This window comes from Roseovarius sp. S88 (assembly GCF_037023735.1).
GTDB lineage: Bacteria > Pseudomonadota > Alphaproteobacteria > Rhodobacterales > Rhodobacteraceae > Roseovarius > Roseovarius phycicola.
Window position 1 is genome coordinate 537,501 of sequence record NZ_CP146069.1, and the last position, 17,609, is coordinate 555,109.

General features: G+C 55.5%; 17 protein-coding genes, 1 tRNA gene and 2 rRNA genes (1 of these 20 only partly in view). 8 read left to right on the forward strand and 12 right to left on the reverse strand.

Annotation, left to right across the window (positions count from 1 at the left end):
- The 3 genes from RZ517_RS02650 to RZ517_RS02660 form a co-directional block, all read left to right on the forward strand.
- Positions 1 to 3,129 (forward strand): 23S ribosomal RNA (locus RZ517_RS02650) (it extends 324 nt beyond the left edge of the window).
- A gap of 84 nt (positions 3,130 to 3,213) precedes the next feature.
- A 5S ribosomal RNA gene (gene rrf, locus RZ517_RS02655) occupies positions 3,214 to 3,328 on the forward strand.
- A gap of 150 nt (positions 3,329 to 3,478) precedes the next feature.
- Positions 3,479 to 3,555, forward strand: a tRNA-Met gene (locus RZ517_RS02660).
- Between the two features lie 102 nt (positions 3,556 to 3,657).
- Here RZ517_RS02660 and RZ517_RS02665 read toward each other — a convergent pair.
- The 3 genes from RZ517_RS02665 to RZ517_RS02675 form a co-directional block, all read right to left on the reverse strand.
- Entirely contained in the window at positions 3,658 to 4,806 is a 1,149-nt protein-coding gene (locus tag RZ517_RS02665) for an ABC transporter substrate-binding protein (protein ID WP_338549940.1), read from the reverse strand.
- A 22-nt stretch (positions 4,807 to 4,828) separates the two neighbouring features.
- On the reverse strand, positions 4,829 to 5,065 hold the full coding sequence (locus tag RZ517_RS02670; protein WP_338549941.1) for an Lrp/AsnC ligand binding domain-containing protein: 237 nt from the start codon (positions 5,063 to 5,065) through the stop codon (positions 4,829 to 4,831).
- Positions 5,066 to 5,157: 92 nt separating this feature from the next.
- Positions 5,158 to 5,583: a tellurite resistance TerB family protein gene (locus RZ517_RS02675; RefSeq protein ID WP_338549942.1), complete on the reverse strand. Its 426-nt coding sequence runs from the start codon at positions 5,581 to 5,583 to the stop codon at positions 5,158 to 5,160.
- A 114-nt stretch (positions 5,584 to 5,697) separates the two neighbouring features.
- Between RZ517_RS02675 and RZ517_RS02680 the strand changes: the two genes are divergently transcribed.
- Positions 5,698 to 7,272 (forward strand): lysine--tRNA ligase, encoded by a 1,575-nt coding sequence (locus tag RZ517_RS02680; RefSeq protein ID WP_338549943.1) that lies wholly within the window; start codon positions 5,698 to 5,700, stop codon positions 7,270 to 7,272.
- A 62-nt stretch (positions 7,273 to 7,334) separates the two neighbouring features.
- A complete protein-coding gene (locus tag RZ517_RS02685) occupies positions 7,335 to 7,736 on the forward strand; it encodes a c-type cytochrome (RefSeq protein ID WP_338549944.1) in 402 nt (133 codons plus the stop codon).
- 7 nt (positions 7,737 to 7,743) lie between these two features.
- Here the strand turns inward: RZ517_RS02685 and RZ517_RS02690 are convergent, their stop codons facing one another.
- Together RZ517_RS02690 and RZ517_RS02695 are read right to left on the reverse strand one after the other, a co-directional pair.
- Positions 7,744 to 8,421, reverse strand: a complete 678-nt coding sequence (locus RZ517_RS02690; protein WP_338549945.1) for a hypothetical protein — start codon at positions 8,419 to 8,421, stop codon at positions 7,744 to 7,746.
- A gap of 86 nt (positions 8,422 to 8,507) precedes the next feature.
- Positions 8,508 to 9,581 (reverse strand): serine hydrolase domain-containing protein, encoded by a 1,074-nt coding sequence (locus RZ517_RS02695; protein WP_338549946.1) that lies wholly within the window; start codon positions 9,579 to 9,581, stop codon positions 8,508 to 8,510.
- Positions 9,582 to 9,637: 56 nt separating this feature from the next.
- Between RZ517_RS02695 and lysM the strand changes: the two genes are divergently transcribed.
- A complete protein-coding gene (gene lysM / locus RZ517_RS02700; protein ID WP_422395556.1) occupies positions 9,638 to 10,171 on the forward strand; it encodes a peptidoglycan-binding protein LysM in 534 nt (177 codons plus the stop codon).
- Positions 10,172 to 10,594: 423 nt separating this feature from the next.
- On the opposite strand, the gene RZ517_RS02705 is transcribed toward lysM, so the two are convergent.
- The 3 genes from RZ517_RS02705 to RZ517_RS02715 all read right to left on the reverse strand — a co-directional run bounded on the left by RZ517_RS02705 (position 10,595) and on the right by RZ517_RS02715 (position 13,978).
- Positions 10,595 to 11,317, reverse strand: a complete 723-nt coding sequence (locus RZ517_RS02705; protein ID WP_338549947.1) for a BglII/BstYI family type II restriction endonuclease — start codon at positions 11,315 to 11,317, stop codon at positions 10,595 to 10,597.
- A 2-nt stretch (positions 11,318 to 11,319) separates the two neighbouring features.
- The gene (locus RZ517_RS02710) at positions 11,320 to 11,952 is read right to left on the reverse strand and encodes an MT-A70 family methyltransferase (protein ID WP_338549948.1); all 633 of its coding nucleotides are present in this window, start codon (positions 11,950 to 11,952) and stop codon (positions 11,320 to 11,322) included.
- Positions 11,953 to 12,022: 70 nt separating this feature from the next.
- Positions 12,023 to 13,978: a DNA gyrase/topoisomerase IV subunit B gene (locus RZ517_RS02715; protein WP_338549950.1), complete on the reverse strand. Its 1,956-nt coding sequence runs from the start codon at positions 13,976 to 13,978 to the stop codon at positions 12,023 to 12,025.
- Positions 13,979 to 14,100: 122 nt separating this feature from the next.
- Here RZ517_RS02715 and RZ517_RS02720 point away from each other — a divergent pair, with 122 nt between their 5' ends.
- Entirely contained in the window at positions 14,101 to 14,766 is a 666-nt protein-coding gene (locus RZ517_RS02720; RefSeq protein WP_338549951.1) for a DNA-3-methyladenine glycosylase I, read from the forward strand.
- On the opposite strand, the gene RZ517_RS02725 is transcribed toward RZ517_RS02720, so the two are convergent.
- From RZ517_RS02725 to RZ517_RS02740, 4 genes are read right to left on the reverse strand one after another with little or no spacing between them, the layout of a single operon-like run.
- Complete coding sequence (locus RZ517_RS02725) at positions 14,763 to 15,140, reverse strand: type II toxin-antitoxin system death-on-curing family toxin (RefSeq protein WP_338549952.1); 378 nt, start codon at positions 15,138 to 15,140, stop codon at positions 14,763 to 14,765. The genes RZ517_RS02720 and RZ517_RS02725 overlap by 4 nt on opposite strands.
- On the reverse strand, positions 15,137 to 15,385 hold the full coding sequence (locus RZ517_RS02730; RefSeq protein WP_338549954.1) for a hypothetical protein: 249 nt from the start codon (positions 15,383 to 15,385) through the stop codon (positions 15,137 to 15,139). The genes RZ517_RS02725 and RZ517_RS02730 overlap by 4 nt, the downstream gene beginning before the upstream one ends.
- A gap of 49 nt (positions 15,386 to 15,434) precedes the next feature.
- The gene (locus tag RZ517_RS02735; RefSeq protein WP_338549955.1) at positions 15,435 to 16,346 is read right to left on the reverse strand and encodes a glucokinase; all 912 of its coding nucleotides are present in this window, start codon (positions 16,344 to 16,346) and stop codon (positions 15,435 to 15,437) included.
- Positions 16,339 to 17,109 carry an HpcH/HpaI aldolase family protein gene (locus RZ517_RS02740; RefSeq protein WP_338549956.1) on the reverse strand — a complete coding sequence of 257 codons (771 nt, stop codon included), beginning with the start codon at positions 17,107 to 17,109 and terminating at the stop codon, positions 16,339 to 16,341. The genes RZ517_RS02735 and RZ517_RS02740 overlap by 8 nt, the downstream gene beginning before the upstream one ends.
- A gap of 78 nt (positions 17,110 to 17,187) precedes the next feature.
- Here RZ517_RS02740 and RZ517_RS02745 point away from each other — a divergent pair, with 78 nt between their 5' ends.
- Positions 17,188 to 17,598: a VOC family protein gene (locus tag RZ517_RS02745; protein WP_338549957.1), complete on the forward strand. Its 411-nt coding sequence runs from the start codon at positions 17,188 to 17,190 to the stop codon at positions 17,596 to 17,598.
- Positions 17,599 to 17,609 lie beyond the last annotated feature (11 nt).

A 17,609-nucleotide genomic window follows, 5' to 3' on the forward strand; every position in this document is an offset into this window, starting at 1 on the left:
GAACATGTTGGGAAGCATGGCCATAGCGGGTGACAGCCCCGTATAGGAAGCTCGATAGAATGTATTAAGTAGGGCGGGACACGTGAAATCCTGTCTGAAGATCGGAGGACCACCTTCGAAGGCTAAGTACTCCTTACTGACCGATAGCGAACCAGTACCGTGAGGGAAAGGTGAAAAGCACCCCGACGAGGGGAGTGAAACAGTACCTGAAACCGAACGCCTACAATCAGTCGGAGCTTGACTGGACTCTAATGACAATCTGCTTCATCAATGTGCGTAAATCACGCACGAAGGAGCAAGTAACGTGTCAGATTTGGCTTTTATTACGGATGGAACAGCTGCGGTGGTTTTCCTGGTTGCAGGATTGATCGACGCCGGCGTGAACCATTGCCCCAATCAGGGCTGCTTCGCCAAAAACGAAGTGCAAGCATATAATAGCTTTTCGGTTGGCACGACGCATTTTCAAGAAAGCGAAGTTGGAGAGGAATTCTACTTCCGCCGCGAAACAGGCCATGCAGATGGACCGTTTCAGCGGGTGTGGGGCATCTCAGCGTCTACGGATGGAGAACTTTGGGCAGGCATAGGCCACGCCTATACAATCCCTCTACCCTGGAAAAACTTCCACTTTCAGATGAATGCGATGACCGGTCTCTACGAAGAAGGAGACGGTGTGGATCTGGGAGGCCCAATCGAATTTAGATCGGGGTTTTCCGTCGGATACGTCAACAACAGCGGGGTTCGCATGAGCCTGAGCATTGATCACAGATCAAATCTCGGGATTTACAGCGACAACCCAGGCCTTGAGACGGTTCAATTCCGGGTTTCGATCCCAACAAACTAACCGGAAACGGTTGTCATTAGTGTCCAGTCTTGTGACGGCGTACCTTTTGTATAATGGGTCATCGACTTGGTCTATCTAGCAAGCTTAAGCCGTTAGGTGTAGGCGCAGCGAAAGCGAGTCTTAATAGGGCGAATGAGTTAGATGGATCAGACCCGAAACCGAGTGATCTAGGCATGGCCAGGTTGAAGGTAAGGTAACACTTACTGGAGGACCGAACCCACATCTGTTGAAAAAGATCGGGATGAGCTGTGCCTAGGGGTGAAAGGCCAATCAAACTCGGAGATAGCTGGTTCTCTGCGAAATCTATTTAGGTAGAGCGTCATCCGAATACCCTCGGGGGTAGAGCACTGGATGGGTAATGGGGCCCCACAGGCTTACTGATCCTAACCAAACTCCGAATACCGAGGAGTACTAGATGGCAGACACACTGCGGATGCTAACGTCCGTAGTGGAGAGGGAAACAACCCTGACCTCCGGCTAAGGCCCCCAATTCGTGGCTAAGTGGGAAAGCAGGTGAGACGTCCAAAACAACCAGGAGGTTGGCTTAGAAGCAGCCATCCTTTAAAGATAGCGTAACAGCTCACTGGTCTAAATAAGATGTCTTGCGGCGAAGATGTAACGGGGCTCAAGCCACGAGCCGAAGCCGAGGAGTGCGTATGCACTGGTAGCAGAGCGTAGTGTGACATAGTTCCACTCCTCTTTAGCACCTCTCGAGGTGTTTTGGAGGAACGGAGCTTTCGATGAAGCGGGCGCGTGAGCGATCCCGTGGAGAGATCACTAGTGAGAATGATGACATGAGTAGCGACAAAGAGTGTGAGAGACACTCTCGCCGAAAGTCCAAGGGTTCCTGCTTAAAGTTAATCTGAGCAGGGTAAGCCGACCCCTAAGGCGAGGCCGAAAGGCGTAGTCGATGGGAATCAGGTTAATATTCCTGAGCCAGATGGAAGTGACGGATCATGAAGGTTGTTCACCCTTATCGGATTGGGTGGGCCGCTAATTGGTTCCTGGAAATAGCTCCATCATCAGATCGTACCCTAAACCAACACAGGTGGACTGGTAGAGCATACCAAGGCGCTTGAGAGAACGATGTTGAAGGAACTCGGCAAAATACCTCCGTAAGTTCGCGAGAAGGAGGCCCAGTTCCTAGGCAACTAGGGGCTGGGGGCACAAACCAGGGGGTGGCGACTGTTTACTAAAAACACAGGGCTCTGCGAAGTCGCAAGACGACGTATAGGGTCTGACGCCTGCCCGGTGCCTGAAGGTTAAAAGGAGGGGTGAGAGCTCTGAATTGAAGCCCAGGTAAACGGCGGCCGTAACTATAACGGTCCTAAGGTAGCGAAATTCCTTGTCGGGTAAGTTCCGACCTGCACGAATGGCGTAACGACTTCCCCGCTGTCTCCAACATCGACTCAGCGAAATTGAATTGCCTGTCAAGATGCAGGCTTCCCGCGGTTAGACGGAAAGACCCCGTGCACCTTTACTACAGCTTCGCACTGGCATCAGGCACAATATGTGCAGGATAGGTGGTGGGCTTTGAAGCAGGAACGCTAGTTTCTGTGGAGCCACCCTTGAGATACCACCCTTATTCTGCTTGATGTCTAACCGCGGCCCGTTATCCGGGTCCGGGACCCTGCGTGGTGGGTAGTTTGACTGGGGCGGTCGCCTCCTAAAGCGTAACGGAGGCGCGCGAAGGTTGGCTCAGAGCGGTCGGAAATCGCTCGTTGAGTGCAATGGCAGAAGCCAGCCTGACTGCGAGACTGACAAGTCGAGCAGAGTCGAAAGACGGCCATAGTGATCCGGTGGTCCCAAGTGGGAGGGCCATCGCTCAACGGATAAAAGGTACGCCGGGGATAACAGGCTGATACTGCCCAAGAGTCCATATCGACGGCAGTGTTTGGCACCTCGATGTCGGCTCATCTCATCCTGGGGCTGGAGCAGGTCCCAAGGGTACGGCTGTTCGCCGTTTAAAGAGGTACGTGAGCTGGGTTTAGAACGTCGTGAGACAGTTCGGTCCCTATCTGCCGTGGGTGTAGGATACTTGAGAGGAGTTGCCCCTAGTACGAGAGGACCGGGGTGAACGATCCACTGGTGGACCTGTTGTCGTGCCAACGGCAGTGCAGGGTAGCTATGATCGGACAGGATAACCGCTGAAGGCATCTAAGCGGGAAGCCCCCTCAAAACAAGGTATCCCTGAGGACCGTGGTAGACCACCACGTCGATAGGCCGGAGATGTAAGCGCAGTAATGCGTTCAGTTGACCGGTACTAATTGTCCGATAGGCTTGATTTGATCCAGTAGAAGCAAGATTTCTACACGGATACAAAAGCCGTACACATTTACTGTACAGACTTGGAATTCAAGGGTTTTTCTTGGTTTGGTGGTCATAGCAAGAGCAAAACACCCGGTCCCATCCCGAACCCGGCCGTTAAGTGCCTTAGCGCCGATGGTACTGCGTCTTAAGACGTGGGAGAGTAGGTCACCGCCAAACCTAGTAAAACCCTTGATGTATCTCTCTTTCGATGACGCCTCAGTATGATCCACAAGACTTCTGGGGCACATTCGTGGCCACAAAACGCATTGCGCTTTGGTCACAAACCGGCCTCAAGTAGTCCTCTGGGCAGTAGGCCACCATAACTGTCGCGGGGTGGAGCAGCCCGGTAGCTCGTCAGGCTCATAACCTGAAGGTCGTAGGTTCAAATCCTACCCCCGCAACCAACAAACAAGCCGCCCGCCGGGCGGTTTTTTATTGGCCTCGCCAGCGCGAAAAAGAAAAGCCGCCCCGAAGGACGGCTTATCCGTTTGATCTCGCGTTGCGCCTTACATCTTGCAGTCACCGACATAGACGTTTGAGTGATCTTCCAGCGCCACGTTCAGGATTTTGTTAGTGAAGATGTCGCCTTCCTTGATCACCTCGCGGACATAGATGTCCTGGATCGGGTGATGGTTGTCGGCAAAGGCGAAATCGCCACGAACCGAGTCGAAATCCGCAGCTTTCAGCGCGGCACGGAAGGCATCGGGATCATTGATATCCGCTGCTGCCATCGCCGAGAGAAGCAGGTTCGCCGTGTCGTAGCCCTGGCTGGCATAAAGCGACGGCAGGCGGCCATATTCGGCTTGGAACGCATCGACAAAGGCTTTGTTGGCGGCGTTATCGATATCTTTGTTCCACTGGCTCGTGTTCTTCACACCCATGGCTGCATCGCCCACAGCTTGCAGGATGCCCTGATCAAAGCTGAACGCGGGTCCGACAACCGGCAGGTCGATGCCGCTATCGGCATATTGCTTGAGGAAGGAAATCCCCATGCCACCGGGCAGGAAGAAGAAGACACTATCCGCACCAGAGGCCCTGATTTGCGCCAGTTCAGCGGCGTAATCCTTCTGCCCCAGCTCAGTGAAGATTTCACCGGCCAGCTCGCCTTCATAGATGCGCTTGTATCCCGTCAGTGCATCCGCCCCCGCTGGATAGTTGGGTGCCAGGATGAACGAGTTCTCGAACCCCGCGGCATTGGCGTACCCGCCCGCGGCTTCATGCAGGTTGTCGTTCTGCCAGGCCACGTTGAAGTAATTCGGATGACAGCCAGCGCCGGCCAGCGCAGAAGGCCCGGCGTTGGGTGACAGGTAAAACTTGCCTTGCCCCGTTGCCGCAGGCACCACGGCCATGGCCAGGTTCGACCAGATAATCCCGGTTAGCACGTCAACTTTCTCAGATTGAATCATCTTGTCGGCAAGTTGCACCGCGATATCAGGCTTGCGTTGGTCGTCCTCGACCACCACTTCGATATGGTTGCTCCCCGACATTTTCACCGCCAAAAGAAAGCCATCGCGCACGTCGATTCCCAGCCCGGCACCACCGCCTGAGAGCGTGGTGATCATGCCCACCTTGACGTTGGACTGATGCCCGTCTGCCAAAGCAAGCGATCCCATCGCGGTCAGCGCGGCGGCGGCCGCCAATGTTTTTAGTTTCATGGTTGTCCTCCCAAGTAATTTTTTAAAACGCCTTGAATGTCAGCGTTGTTTCCGTGCGCTCGATCCCAGAAATGTCGAGCAGTTGGTCGTTGATGAATTTCCCGATATCTTCGCCCTCGGGCACGTAGAGCTTGAGCAAAAGATCAAACGGACCCGAGGTCGAATAAAGTTCAGAATGAATTTCGCGCAAAGCAATCTCTTCGGCGACTTTGTAGGACGTGCCGGGCTTGCAGCGGATGTTGATGAAGACTGGGCGCATGGTGAACCTCTCTTCCAATGGCGTTCAGTAAACCTCAAAGCGCCCTTGAAACAAAAGCAGAAAATCAAAGAAACCATGAAAATCGCCTGGAATTAGCCTTTCAGATGACGCGCCCGCGAGCCTCTTTCAATTGCAGCGGCATGCAGCCGGTCGATATTGAGCTCATAGCGGATCTCTTCGAGAATGCGCAGTTCGGTCTCATCCAGCGTCCCATCGGCCGCAGCCACGTCACAGGCCAGCGCATAAGCAGTCTCATAAAGACGTTCATCGAGGTTGTCTCGTACCAACCCAAAAAGCGCGTCTAAACCTTCCTCAACACTGAAAAGGTCAAACACAATTTGCGCGACGATCTTGATCCGGTCCGCGTCGTAATCAGCAAAAACCGGAAGGTTGTTCACCGCAGACTCAATTTTCACCAACTCAGACGTCCGGATATCTTCGTCCGAGGCCGAAACGGCGATCATAACCATCACCAGGCAATCCTGGGGGCTCAGCGGGTGTGGTATCTGCTCGCTCATTTGACGTCCTTTGATTTATCTTGTCGCAGTGCAGAATATTGACTGTCCGGCCCCTCGGCAATAGGAAGCGAACGGTCTTGTCTTATTGATAAGGCACATCAATCGGAGAATGATATGTCTGATCTACGCGATGCTGCCCTAAGCTCGAAAGCCTGGCCTTTTGAAGAAGCACGTCGCCTGCTCAAACGCTATGAAAAGGGGGCTCCTGACAAGGGGTATGTTCTTTTCGAAACCGGCTACGGGCCGTCGGGCCTGCCGCATATTGGCACCTTTGGAGAGGTGCTGCGCACGACCATGGTGCGGCACGCCTTTGAACAGATCAGCGACATTCCCACCAAACTTATCTGCTTTTCGGATGATCTGGATGGCATGCGCAAGGTGCCCGGCAATGTCCCGAACCCGGAGATGTTGCAGGAACACTTGCACAGGCCGCTGACCGTGGTGCCCGATCCCTTTGGGGAATACGAGAGTTTTGGCCACCATAACAATGCTATGCTGCGGCGGTTTCTTGATACGTTCGGGTTTGAATACGAGTTCATCTCGGCCCGCGAATTTTACCGCACCGGACAGCTTGATGAGATCTTGCTTCGCTGCGCCGAGCGGTACGATGATCTGATGAAGATCATGCTGAAATCCCTGCGTGAGGAGCGGCAACAGACCTATTCGATTTTTTTGCCGATCCACCCCGAAACGGGGCGTGTGCTTTATGTGCCGATGAAACATGTGGACGCCAAAGAGGGCACAGTCACCTTTGACGACGAGACGGGCAAGGAGTGGACGCTGCCGGTGACTGGCGGAAATGTGAAGCTCCAGTGGAAGCCGGATTTTGGCGCACGCTGGGCCGCGCTTGGCGTGGATTTCGAGATGTATGGCAAGGAACATGCCACCAACGAGAAAATCTATGACGCCATCTGCCGAACCCTGGGGGCCCGTCCGCCCGAGCATTTCAGCTATGAGCTTTTCCTCGATGATCAGGGTCAGAAGATTTCCAAATCCTCGGGCAACGGGATCAGCATTGATGAATGGCTGAGCTATGCCGCGACCGAGAGCCTGTCTTACTTCATGTATCAAAAGCCGAAAACGGCCAAACGGCTCTATTTTGACGTGATCCCGCGAGCCGTGGATGAATACCACCAACAGCTGCGCGCCTATCCCGGTCAGGATGCTGCACAAAAGGTCAACAACCCGGTGCATCACATCCACAACGGCGATGTGCCCGAGAGTAAGATGGTCGTCCCATTTGCGATGCTCTTGAACCTTGCGTCTGTATCTTCGGCCGAGGACAAGGATACGCTTTGGGGATTCATTCGCCGCTATGCACCAGAGGCCAGTGCTGAGACGCATCCAGACATGGATGCTGCAGCCGGCTGTGCAGTGAAATACTATGAGGATTTCGTTGCGCCCACCAAAACCTATCGCGCCCCCAGCGATCTGGAACGTGAGGCACTCAGCGATCTGCGTGACCAGCTGGCCGCCTATGACGGCCCCGTTGAAGATGAGGCGCTACAATCTATCGTCTATGCCGTGGGCCGTGACCGGTTCGAGCCGCTGCGCGATTGGTTCAAGGCCATTTACGAAGTTCTTTTGGGCGCAAGCCAAGGCCCACGCTTTGGCGGTTTCATCGCGCTTTATGGTCTGGAGGAGACCGTAGCTCTCATCGACAAGGCGCTGGCGGGCGAACTCGTTTGATCTGTATCAACGCAGGGCGCAACCCGGCCTGAGATCATGCTCCTAAAAAGAGGAGCAGGGTGATGATCATAAGACGACTTATTCCGTTCGCGGGGGCGCTGGCCTTACTGGCCTGCACGCAAATCTCCATGCCAGAACCGAGCGAGGGACAGGCGCTTTTTGCAGAGAACTGTGTGCAATGCCATGGGACATCGGGTAAGGGTAATGGCCCTTGGGCTGGTTCATTTGATCCGGCCCCAGCGGATCTGACTCGGTTGACCGAAGATGGCGTGTTCCCACGAGCACGCGTATTGTCGATCATAGATGGATATGACCGCACCGGACTTCCTGGACATCAGATGCCGGAATTTGGTCTGCTCTTGGTGGGTGACGCTGTGCCCGTAGATGTCGGAGATGGCGTGTTGACCCCCACGCCACGCCCTCTGGCGGCACTGCTGGAATACTTAGAGAATATTCAGGAATAACTGATCTTCAGACCCGGCAGATGCCTTTGACCTCGGCACCGTCCCAGGGAAGCACGACTTCGTCGGGGATACGCAACTCTTGCAGCGGGAAACCGTCACGCAACAGCTCTTTCAGGCGCTGCGTGCGCGGTGCTGTTGGATCAAGCGCGGCACAGCACACATATTCCTCAACAATCGACGCCTGTTGCTCATAGGCGTAATCCAAAAATCGCGTCTTGGTGGAAATGTCGAAGAGATATGGATCGTCTTTGGCCGCATGCTCTGACGCGGCCTTGAGCGGGGTGTAGCCCGTCTCGGCACGGTTCTGCCATTGCCAGACATGGGTGATCTCATGGGCAAAGATCATCGCGTGAACAAGGCTCATGCGATCGGGATAGACCGGCAGGTAGTCGCGGTCGTACCATTCCTTGGAGTAAAACACCTTGTTGAAAAGCACGAAGGCAGCGGGGCCAACCGTAACCGTATCGGTCGTTGGCTCCGGGAAGATACGCTCACGGCAGGCAAGGCGCGGGCGTTTCTGGCGCTTGTAGGTGACCTTGCCGATGAGTGCTCCATTCACGAAACGGACGCGAGATGTGTCGATGCTGTCGCCGTGGATTTGCTCTGCAAAACTCTTTTCATTGTCTGTCAGGGGGCGCCCACATGACAATACAAACACCAGACAGAAAAGCAAAACCACGCGCATGGGTGGACGTTAGCAAGGCTTGGCAAAAGTGGATAGAGGGAGTTTAGAGTTTAGCTCTACGCGCGCGGACTTGATGTTGCATGGTTTTAGTATTTGGGGCGGCACTCCAGACCGCGAACCTGACAAAGCCCTGTGTAGAGCGCGTCGAATCCATTGCCGTAATTCTGTGGGGCTGAATTGAACAAAACCACGACGACATGCCCATCCGAAAATCGGAACATGGCCGTGAAGACACCCGTAAGACCGCCCCAATGGGTAAGCTGCCTGCCATCAGGGCCGGGCCAGATGCGCCAGCCCAGAGCATAGAAATCACCATCTTCTCCTGAGGGGGCGGCGGCATCGCTGGCCTCGGGCGTCCGCGCGGCAAAGCGCCAGACATCTTCGGCACGACCCATCGCACTTCCCGCCGCGCCAAGTCCGGTAATCCACATGCGCTCAGCCTCTGAACCTTGCACCTGTTTCCAACACTTCTCGCTCTGTCCCCAGTTGGGGCCAGCTGCGCCGCTGAGCGTAATGCGCGCCTGTGCCTGGAGCACGTATTCCAGGCTATAGGTGCCGTTTTGCGTCAGCAGGTTGGTCAAAAGGCAAAATCCAATATTGGAATAGGCCGTGGTGCTGTCTGGCGCGTGATCAAGTGGCAGGGTCGTCCACGCAGAACGTGCAAGTTCATGACAGCTATCGTCGTGCGTGCGCCCCATTTTTTCTGGCGCAAAAACGGGATCAAAGGTTAGGCTTCGATCAAAGCCCCCTCGATGGGCAAGCAGATCGCGGGGGGTGATGGCCATGGCTCTGGGGTCATGCGGGGTTGGCAAATTTATTTGTTCTGCCAGAGGCTTGTCCAGGCTGACCTCGCCGGCATTCACCAGCGACAGAAGGGCTGCGGCAGTGATGGGCTTGGTGAGAGAGGCCAGAGGCAACACCTGATCGACCTGCATGGGCGTGCCTATGATCGGGTCTGAGACACCGAAGGCTTTGAGCGTTGGCGCACCGTCCGAGGGACCATAGGCCAGTACGGCGCCGGGGATGCCCGTCGCCTCCAGAAATGCCTCGATCACGTCTTCCTCGGTGGGGTCCTCGCGCAGGAACACAAACGCGACCGCCGCTATGGCGATCACGGCCAGCGCACCGAGGCGGAAGTTGCGTGTGCCGCTTTGAGACATGCCTGTACCTTTTGCTCAGGGTGAAAGTTACCCACCGAGCAAGGTCAAATCGCGGCATGTGTGGGGTAGATTTGCGGCGTGTCTATGAGGTGATGCATGGCGATTTCCCCTTTGATTTCTCGCTCTTTGCCATGACACTGAGGGCACAAGTAACTGGGATGCGAAAGGGCAAGACCATGGGTTTTTGGAATTTCTGGAAGGGCGGCGATGAAACGCCTGAGGCCGAGGCGCTGGAAAAAGAGGTGCAGGATCTGGGGCTTAACACTGCTGGGCTAAATATTGCGGTGGATGGCGATGTGGTTAAGGTTTCGGGTGAGGCCGTGGATCAGGAGACCAAGGAAAAGGTCATTATGGCCGTGGGCAACGCCAAGGGCGTGGCGGCGGTTGAGGACACGGTCACAGGGGCCGATCCGGTGTTTCACGAGGTGGCCAAGGGCGACACGCTTTGGAAAATCGCCGAGAAAACACTGGGCAATGGCGCGCGCTATACCGAGATTTTCGAGGCCAACCGCCCGATGCTCAGCGACCCGGACAAGATCTATCCCGGCCAGCGCCTGCGCATCCCGCAGGATGGCAGCACGACCGCCTGATCGGGGTTCGAGAGATGTAAGAGAGGCCGGGGGAGTGCCCGGCCTTTTTTGTTGGGCAGAGGTTAACGAAGGGTGAACGGGTCAGGAGGCGGGACACATAGGTGCGCCTTGGCAGGTCCGTAAACCCCTTGGTTAACAGGGATTTTGAGCGATTTTGCCACATCGGTATCACGTCGGTATTGCGTCGGTATCACGTCGGTGCGGATGGGGGAATCGGGGAAAAACGGATGTGTTAAACCTCCGTGCGCGCAACGTTCCGCGGTAGGCCGGGGTTCACCCCGGCAATGGGTGTGGCGGAGGTGGCGGGGTGAAACCCCGCCCTACGGAGGGGAATTGATGCCGAGCGACGGTCAGACCGCGGGATGGTTGTCACGCGGCTGCACAGCTTATTGCTCCGCAGTATCCGCAACTAAATTCACAACTTCAATCGTCAGTTACGCAATTTGGCGTGATGCCGAATGCAAGAACAGGACAGCCTCCATTGCGGCCTGCATCAAGCCTGTAGAGAAGTTTGCCCATCCAAGTGGACGAAGCGCCGTACTTCTTGTATACTTCGTCAGTTCCTTCGCTCCCGTCCTTCTTGAGTACTCTGCCCAAACTTCTGAAAAAGGAGTTGTCCAGACTTGTGCCCCTTGTAAGAATGATACCAAGGTCAATTGCTCCTGCCTCATAGAACGCAGCGAATGCATACAGATCTCGATCATAGGTTTGATCTTTGCTGTTCCATTCCAAGTCCAGAGCAACCTTTCCTTTCACGAAATCAATACGATGCCCATCAAGGAAACCCTCTCTGGTGTACTCATTTAGAATTCTTGTCTTTTGCTTCGCGTGAAGGAGTTTCACATGCAAATCCGCAGAAATTCGCGTTTCTTGCCAACCCTCGTCAAATAGAGTGTCAACGTATTTTGCGATCTCACTCTTGCTACCACCTGGTGAGCGGATCATGGTTTTCGATATACTGAATTTGCGAAGAGCCGCGACTAGATTATTAAATTGCTCAGGGAAGCTAGACTTTAGTATTCCTGCTGCATTTCGATAGCTGTACACTTCAAATTTGGAAAGCAGCTCCTCTTCAAAGACACTTTCGAGTATATTGGGGTCGTCAGCTACGGCGCCTGTGGAGATGTCTTCTAAGTCGTTGCTCAAGTCTATTCAGCCGCTACGCTTGAATTGAATTTATAGGTTTTCCAAGTTGGTTTGTAATCGCTCTCGGCTTGATTTCCCCAAACCGTCCAATTCTCTCTTATGCCGCGCCCAAATAGTTCGAGGTATGGACCCCAGCTACACGACTCGATAATGTCGTATTGCTCGTCGGGTTTACGTGAGTGTTCACGCTTGCGCGTTCCAAAAAGGTTAACCTGTCGGCGACCTGGCGCTAGAGTACGAGCGTTCTTGCCGCGCACTCCAAACAAGAGAATTTCCGTAACATTTCGGAAATAAAATCCAACACCCCTACCGTCTGAACCACCGTCTTTTCGGATTTTGTGCCAAATTATATTTGATTTGTATTGAAATCCCCAAGAAGACAAAACTTGTAAGCCCTCCGGTAGAAGCGCGTTTGGAACCCATAAATAACAATGCGCTGTGTCTTCTAGATGCTCAGAAACAGGCAAGTTGCAAATATCTTCAAGCTCCATGGTCGGATAGCGAGAAAGTCTTTTATGCTCGGGCGCAACTTTGCCGGTGCGATTAGTGAATCTCCAAGGTGGATCCGCCATAACCGTCGCGAACTTCTGCCCATCAAGAAAAGCTGTAAGATCATCGTTCGCAGCGTGGGGCATGGGAATCTCTCTTTCAACGACACATCATGTAGAACAAATGTAGATCAATATATCAATATTTAGTTAACACCTAAACATCCAACTCTTCCACGAAGCGCGCGTTTTCCTGAATGTACTGGAACCGCAGTTCGGGCTTTTTGCCCATCAGGCGCTCGACGAGGTCTCCGGTTTCGCCCGGTTCGTCCTCGTCGATGGTCACGCGGATGAGTTTGCGGGTTTTTGGGTCCATGGTGGTTTCCTTGAGATCCTTGGCGTCCATTTCCCCCAGGCCTTTGAAGCGGCTGACGTCGATCTTGGCTTTGCCGCCCAAACCTTTCTCTAGCCAGGCGTCGCGCTCTGCCTCGTCCAGGCAATAGACCCGCTTGGCCCCTTGGGTGAGCCGGTACAAAGGTGGGCAAGCCAGATAGAGATGCCCCGCATCAATCATAGGGCGCATCTGTGTAAAGAAGAAGGTCATCAAAAGCGAGGCGATATGCGCACCATCCACATCCGCATCGGTCATGATGATGATTTTCTCGTACCTCAGATCATCGAGGTTGAACCGCGTGCCAAGTCCCACACCGAGCGCATCGCAGAGATCCTTGATCTCGGCGTTGGTCGTTAGCTTCGAGGATGCCGCTCCGAGGACATTAAGAATTTTTCCTTTCAACGGCAGCATAGCCTGAGTCACGCGGTTGCGCGCCGCCTTGCCGGACCCGCCCGCTGAATCGCCTTCCACAATGAATAATTCCGTGCCCTCGCGTGTTGAAGAACTGCAGTCCACCAATTTGCCGGGGAGGCGCAGTTTCTTGGTGGCGGATTTGCGTTGTGTCTCCTTCTCGGCCCTTCTCCTCAGGCGTTCCTCGGCGCGCAGCACCAGAAAGTCGAGGATCGCCCCGGCGGATTTCGTATCCGCCGCAAGCCAGTTGTCGAAATGGTCGCGCACGGAATTTTCGACCATGCGCTGGGCTTCGACGGTGGCAAGGCGATCCTTGGTCTGGCCGACGAATTCCGGCTCACGGATAAAGCAGGACACAAGCGCTCCCGCCCCTGTGATCAGGTCTTCGCGCGTGATGGTTCCGGCCTTTTTGTTGCTGACCAGTTCGCCATAGGCTTTGATGCCCTTGAGGATCGCCGCCCAAAATCCGGCCTCATGCGTGCCGCCCTCAGGCGTGGGCACGGTGTTGCAGTAGGATTGTATGAACCCGTCGCGGGACGGGGTCCAGTTGATGGCCCACTCGACCTTGCCGGGGACCTGGAATTTGTCGAAGGACACCGATCCGGCAAAGGGTGCTTCGGCATAGGTCGAGGCCCCTGCGAAGGTTTCCGACAGATAGTCGGCCAAGCCACCGGGAAAGTGGAATTTTGCCTCGGTCGGCGTTTCGCCGTCCTCAATCGCGGATTTCCAGCGGATTTCTACGCCTGAAAACAGATAGGCCTTGGAACGGGCCATCTTGAAAAGTCGTGCCGGTTTGAGTTTGAGCGAGCCGAAGATCTCCGGGTCGGGGTGGAAAGTCACGGCGGTGCCGCGCCTGTTGGGGGCGGCGCCGATCTTTTCCAGCGGGCCTTGGGGTAGGCCACGGGAAAACTCCATCGCGAAGAGTTCCTTGTTGCGGGCCACTTCCACGCGAAGGTGATCCGAAAGCGCGTTGACCACGGACGAGCCTACGCCGTGCAGACCACCGGAGGTCTGGTAGCTGTCGCCGGAGAACTTGCCGCCTGCATTCAGAGTGCAGAAGATGATTTCGAGCGCAGTTTTCGACGGATCCTTTGGGTGCGGACCAGTTGGGATGCCGCGCCCGTTGTCGCGCACCGAGACATGACCATTTTCGTGCAACTCAATCTCGATCCAGTTGGCGTGTCCGGCAACAGCTTCGTCCATCGAGTTATCGATGATTTCGGCGACCATGTGATGCAAGGCCCGGTCATCTTTGCCGCCGATATACATGCCGGGGCGCAGGCGGACATGCTCCATGTCTTCCAAGACCTGGATAGAAGACGCGTCATAGTCGCCTGAGTCAGGGGGAGGAAAGAGATCGTCGGCCATGCGCTGCTCTTTTGTTTTGTTGATTGTTGCGCAGTATGGCAGAGGCGGGCCGTCTGGAAAAGCGGCTTCCTGCAGGCAACTGTCAGGGGTAGGGTGGTATTCACGCGCGACAGGAGGAACACATGCGAAGCTTTGACGAGATTTTTCAGATCAGTGCCGAGCGTCATGGCGGGACGGAGGCGCTTGAGGCCAAGCTGAGCAAGCCGAAGACGGCGGCGGAACTGGAGGCGACCCCCGAAGACCGCTGGCTGGCGGAGATGTCAAAGTACATTTTTGCCACCGGGCTCAACTGGACCGTGATTGAGAAGAAATGGCCGGGGTTTGAAGAGGCGTTTCATGGCTTTGATCTGGGGCGCTGTGCGTTCATGGATGACGGGATGTTCGACAGCCTGTTGCAGGACACGCGGATTGTGCGGCATGGGGCGAAGATCCAGTCTGTGCGTGACAATGCGGCGTTTTTGTTGGAACTGCGGGAGGAAGGTGGCGTTGGCAAGGTTTTGGGTGGGTGGCCGTCTGATGCTTTTGCAGATCTGTTGGAAATGCTGAAAAAGCGCGGGTCCCGGTTGGGCGGAATGACAGGGGCCTATTCGATGCGGATGCTGGGGCGGGACAGTTACATTCTGTCCAAAGATGTCGTGGCGCGACTTATCGCAGAAGGCGTCCTAGACAAAGCGCCGGGATCAAAGGCGTCGATGAAGGCGGTGCAGGCGGCGTTCAATACGTGGATGGATCAATCTGGTCGGTCGTTGACCGAGATCAGCCGGGTGCTGGCGCTGAGCACGGGTTAGCTGGTCTGACTGAGCAGCCAGGCGGCCATGTCGTCTTCGTTCAAGAGACCTTGGGCCAGTTGAATAATCATCTGGCCGACCTCTTCGGTGTTCCAAATGATTTGCACACCGTTGATATCAAGACATACGTCCATAGATTGGTGTGCCGTGCGCTTGTTGCAATCGTTGAAACAGTGCCCTTGCGAAATAGCGGCTGCATACGCAGACGCCAGATCGAACACATCTTCGATCATCCCATAGACAAGTCTGTTATCGACGCGTGCCAAAGCGCCTTCCAAAGACTTGTCTTGAGCGCGTCCCTGAAGCTCACCCGTATTTAAGATGGAATCGTGGATTGCTTCGACCAGCTCAGCCGACAAAATGAGCAAACTCATTTGTCTTTGAGATAGTCGAGAACAAGCTGGTTGATTTCACGGCGACGTTCAACAGCCGCCATCACTTCATCCATCGTGGCGTAGCGCGGTTCGCCCTGCAACGTGGCCTCTTCGGGCACCAGATACCCCACACATTTGGAATTCTTCATGATCGCCACAGGTTTGCCGCCCGCGCGGTCCAGCACTTTTTGCGGCTCTCGCAGCTCGGTCATTGTGCAAATCTGGTTCGTATGCAGGCGCTTCATGAAATATCTCCTGTAGTGTATTTTAAAATATACATTACAATATGCATTTTTACAACTGCTGCGCCAAGTATTGCGCGCCACCGCGCAAGGCGGCCAAGTCATCTGTGATCACCGAAACGGGAATGTCCCGCAGGATACTCGTATACGGACCCCGAAGGTGAAAGGCGTCTCGAAAGCCGTTGTCAGCGAGATGTGGTGCAATCGCGCGCGCTGTGCCGCCCGCCAGAAACAGACCGCCTGTGGCCAGATGGCTGATACAAAACGAGCTGGCGACGTGACCTAGAAGGGTGACAAAACTTTGCAAGGTGGCCTTTGGGGCAGCGGCCATGATGTCAGGCGGGCTAAGGGTTTCGCCGCTCAGATGCGCATGCAGCCGGGTCAGGCCGGGGCCGGACAGGGCCGCTTCAACGGGCAGATGCGGCATGTCTCGGCGCAATGTGTCAAACAACGCACGGAACTGCGGTACATCGGGTAGTGTGCTGTGCCCGGCCTCGGCGGATGGCACAAAAATCCTGCCGTTCACGTTGTGGGCAACGGCGATATTACACCCGGTGCCCAGCACCAGAACCAGACGCGCTCCATCCGGATCAGCCTGTCCAGGCACGATTGGAGCAACGTCATCCGGTGCAAGATCATCCAGCGCATAGGCCTGCGCCTGCAGGTCGTTGAGCAAATGAACGTGAACGGCGCCTGTCGCCGAGATTAGATCACACGCGTGCACTTTCCAGCTGTGATTGGTCAACTGCGCTTGATCCCCGCGCACCGGGCCGGCCACAGCAGCACAGACGGCGTCAATCCTCCCGGGGCGAAGCTCATTGAGATAGCTGCGTACCATGTCTGTGAGGGTGCCAAACGCCGCGTTCTTGAAAATGCGCGCCGTGACCGCGTCAAACTTGGCGTCGCGCGCAAGCCCCAGACGACAATGAGTGCCGCCAAGGTCAAGAAGAAGCTGCTCACCCATCGTGCCACTTGGCCGCCAGATCGCGGGCTGCTTGCGCAAAGAGCACCACGTCAATCCCTACCGCCAGCATTTGCCCGCCCCAGTCGCGATACATCATCGCTATGTCATGATCGATGGCCAGTATGCCGGACGCTTTGCCTGCAGTCTTTATCCGCGCAAGTGCGTCTTTCATGGCCTCCATCACTTCCGGCGCCGTGGCATCGCCGCGGTAGCCCATGTCATTGGCCAGATCAGAGGGGCCGATAAAGGCGGCATCGACACCATCCACCGCGCAGATCGCATCGAGGTTTTCTAGGGCTGCACGGCTTTCGATCTGCACGATCAGGCACATCTGGTCATTGGCGGTTGTGATGTAGTCGGGGATCGCGCCAAAGCCAGACGCACGGGCCAGTGCCGCGCCGGACCCCCGCACGCCTTCGGGCGGATAGCGCATGGCACGCACAAGCGCCTCGGCCTGTTCGGCGGTGTCGACCATGGGCACGAGGAGCGACTGTGCCCCGGCATCCAACACCTGTTTGATGATCCAGTCCTCGCCAATGGGCACACGGACCACCGGATGACTTGCCGAGCCTTGCAAGGCCTGAATTTGCACAGACAAAGACCGCACGTCATTTGGCGCATGCTCGCCATCCAGAACCAGCCAGTCGAACCCAGCGGTGCCCAGGATTTCAGTTGCGTAGGCGTCGGCGAACCCGGCCCAGCAGCCATAGAGCATGTCACCGGCTGCGAGGGCTTTCTTGAAGGGGTTTTCTGGTGCGGGCATTTGCAATCTCCAGCAGGGCTTGTGCCGCAGTTAAGCGTGGTGTTGAGTGAAGGTCCAGTACCAGGTCAGGAGGACCGCATGAAACTGACGTTGCACCACATCAATCTAAGCACCGAAAAGGTTGAGGCGATGGACGCCTTTTATCGCGATGTGATGCAACTTGACCGCGCCGAAAGCGATCTACCGGCGTTGAAGAATGACGAAGATGTCTATACCGGCGATGTGGCCTTTCTGGAGGATGGGCATGTGCATTTGCATGTGGCGCGCAAGGATGTGGAGGCTGGGTTCCGCACCGGCCAGATCGTCAATCCTGTGAGCCACGGCCATATCGCCTATCGCTGCGATGATCTTGAGGCGTTCAAGGCGCATTTGGAGGCGCAGAACGTGGCCTATTCCGACTGGGGTGAAAGCGCTGTCAAAGGCTGGCACCAGATTTACTTTTACGACCCTGATGGCAATGTGATCGAGGTGCATCAGGTGGTGGATTGAGTGACTCTGTT

Coding starts and splice junctions, on each gene's coding strand:
- RZ517_RS02680 (WP_338549943.1), top strand. CDS start 5,698: ATGTCTGATCTACGCGATGCTGCCCTAAGCTCGAAAGCCTGGCCTTTT.
- RZ517_RS02740 (WP_338549956.1), bottom strand. CDS start 17,109: ATGCCCGCACCAGAAAACCCCTTCAAGAAAGCCCTCGCAGCCGGTGAC.
- lysM (WP_422395556.1), top strand. CDS start 9,638: ATGTGTGGGGTAGATTTGCGGCGTGTCTATGAGGTGATGCATGGCGAT.
- RZ517_RS02725 (WP_338549952.1), bottom strand. CDS start 15,140: ATGAGTTTGCTCATTTTGTCGGCTGAGCTGGTCGAAGCAATCCACGAT.
- RZ517_RS02730 (WP_338549954.1), bottom strand. CDS start 15,385: ATGAAGCGCCTGCATACGAACCAGATTTGCACAATGACCGAGCTGCGA.
- RZ517_RS02690 (WP_338549945.1), bottom strand. CDS start 8,421: ATGCGCGTGGTTTTGCTTTTCTGTCTGGTGTTTGTATTGTCATGTGGG.
- RZ517_RS02720 (WP_338549951.1), top strand. CDS start 14,101: ATGCGAAGCTTTGACGAGATTTTTCAGATCAGTGCCGAGCGTCATGGC.
- RZ517_RS02715 (WP_338549950.1), bottom strand. CDS start 13,978: ATGGCCGACGATCTCTTTCCTCCCCCTGACTCAGGCGACTATGACGCG.
- RZ517_RS02685 (WP_338549944.1), top strand. CDS start 7,335: ATGATCATAAGACGACTTATTCCGTTCGCGGGGGCGCTGGCCTTACTG.
- RZ517_RS02735 (WP_338549955.1), bottom strand. CDS start 16,346: ATGGGTGAGCAGCTTCTTCTTGACCTTGGCGGCACTCATTGTCGTCTG.
- RZ517_RS02670 (WP_338549941.1), bottom strand. CDS start 5,065: ATGCGCCCAGTCTTCATCAACATCCGCTGCAAGCCCGGCACGTCCTAC.
- RZ517_RS02675 (WP_338549942.1), bottom strand. CDS start 5,583: ATGAGCGAGCAGATACCACACCCGCTGAGCCCCCAGGATTGCCTGGTG.
- RZ517_RS02710 (WP_338549948.1), bottom strand. CDS start 11,952: ATGCCCCACGCTGCGAACGATGATCTTACAGCTTTTCTTGATGGGCAG.
- RZ517_RS02745 (WP_338549957.1), top strand. CDS start 17,188: ATGAAACTGACGTTGCACCACATCAATCTAAGCACCGAAAAGGTTGAG.
- RZ517_RS02665 (WP_338549940.1), bottom strand. CDS start 4,806: ATGAAACTAAAAACATTGGCGGCCGCCGCCGCGCTGACCGCGATGGGA.
- RZ517_RS02695 (WP_338549946.1), bottom strand. CDS start 9,581: ATGTCTCAAAGCGGCACACGCAACTTCCGCCTCGGTGCGCTGGCCGTG.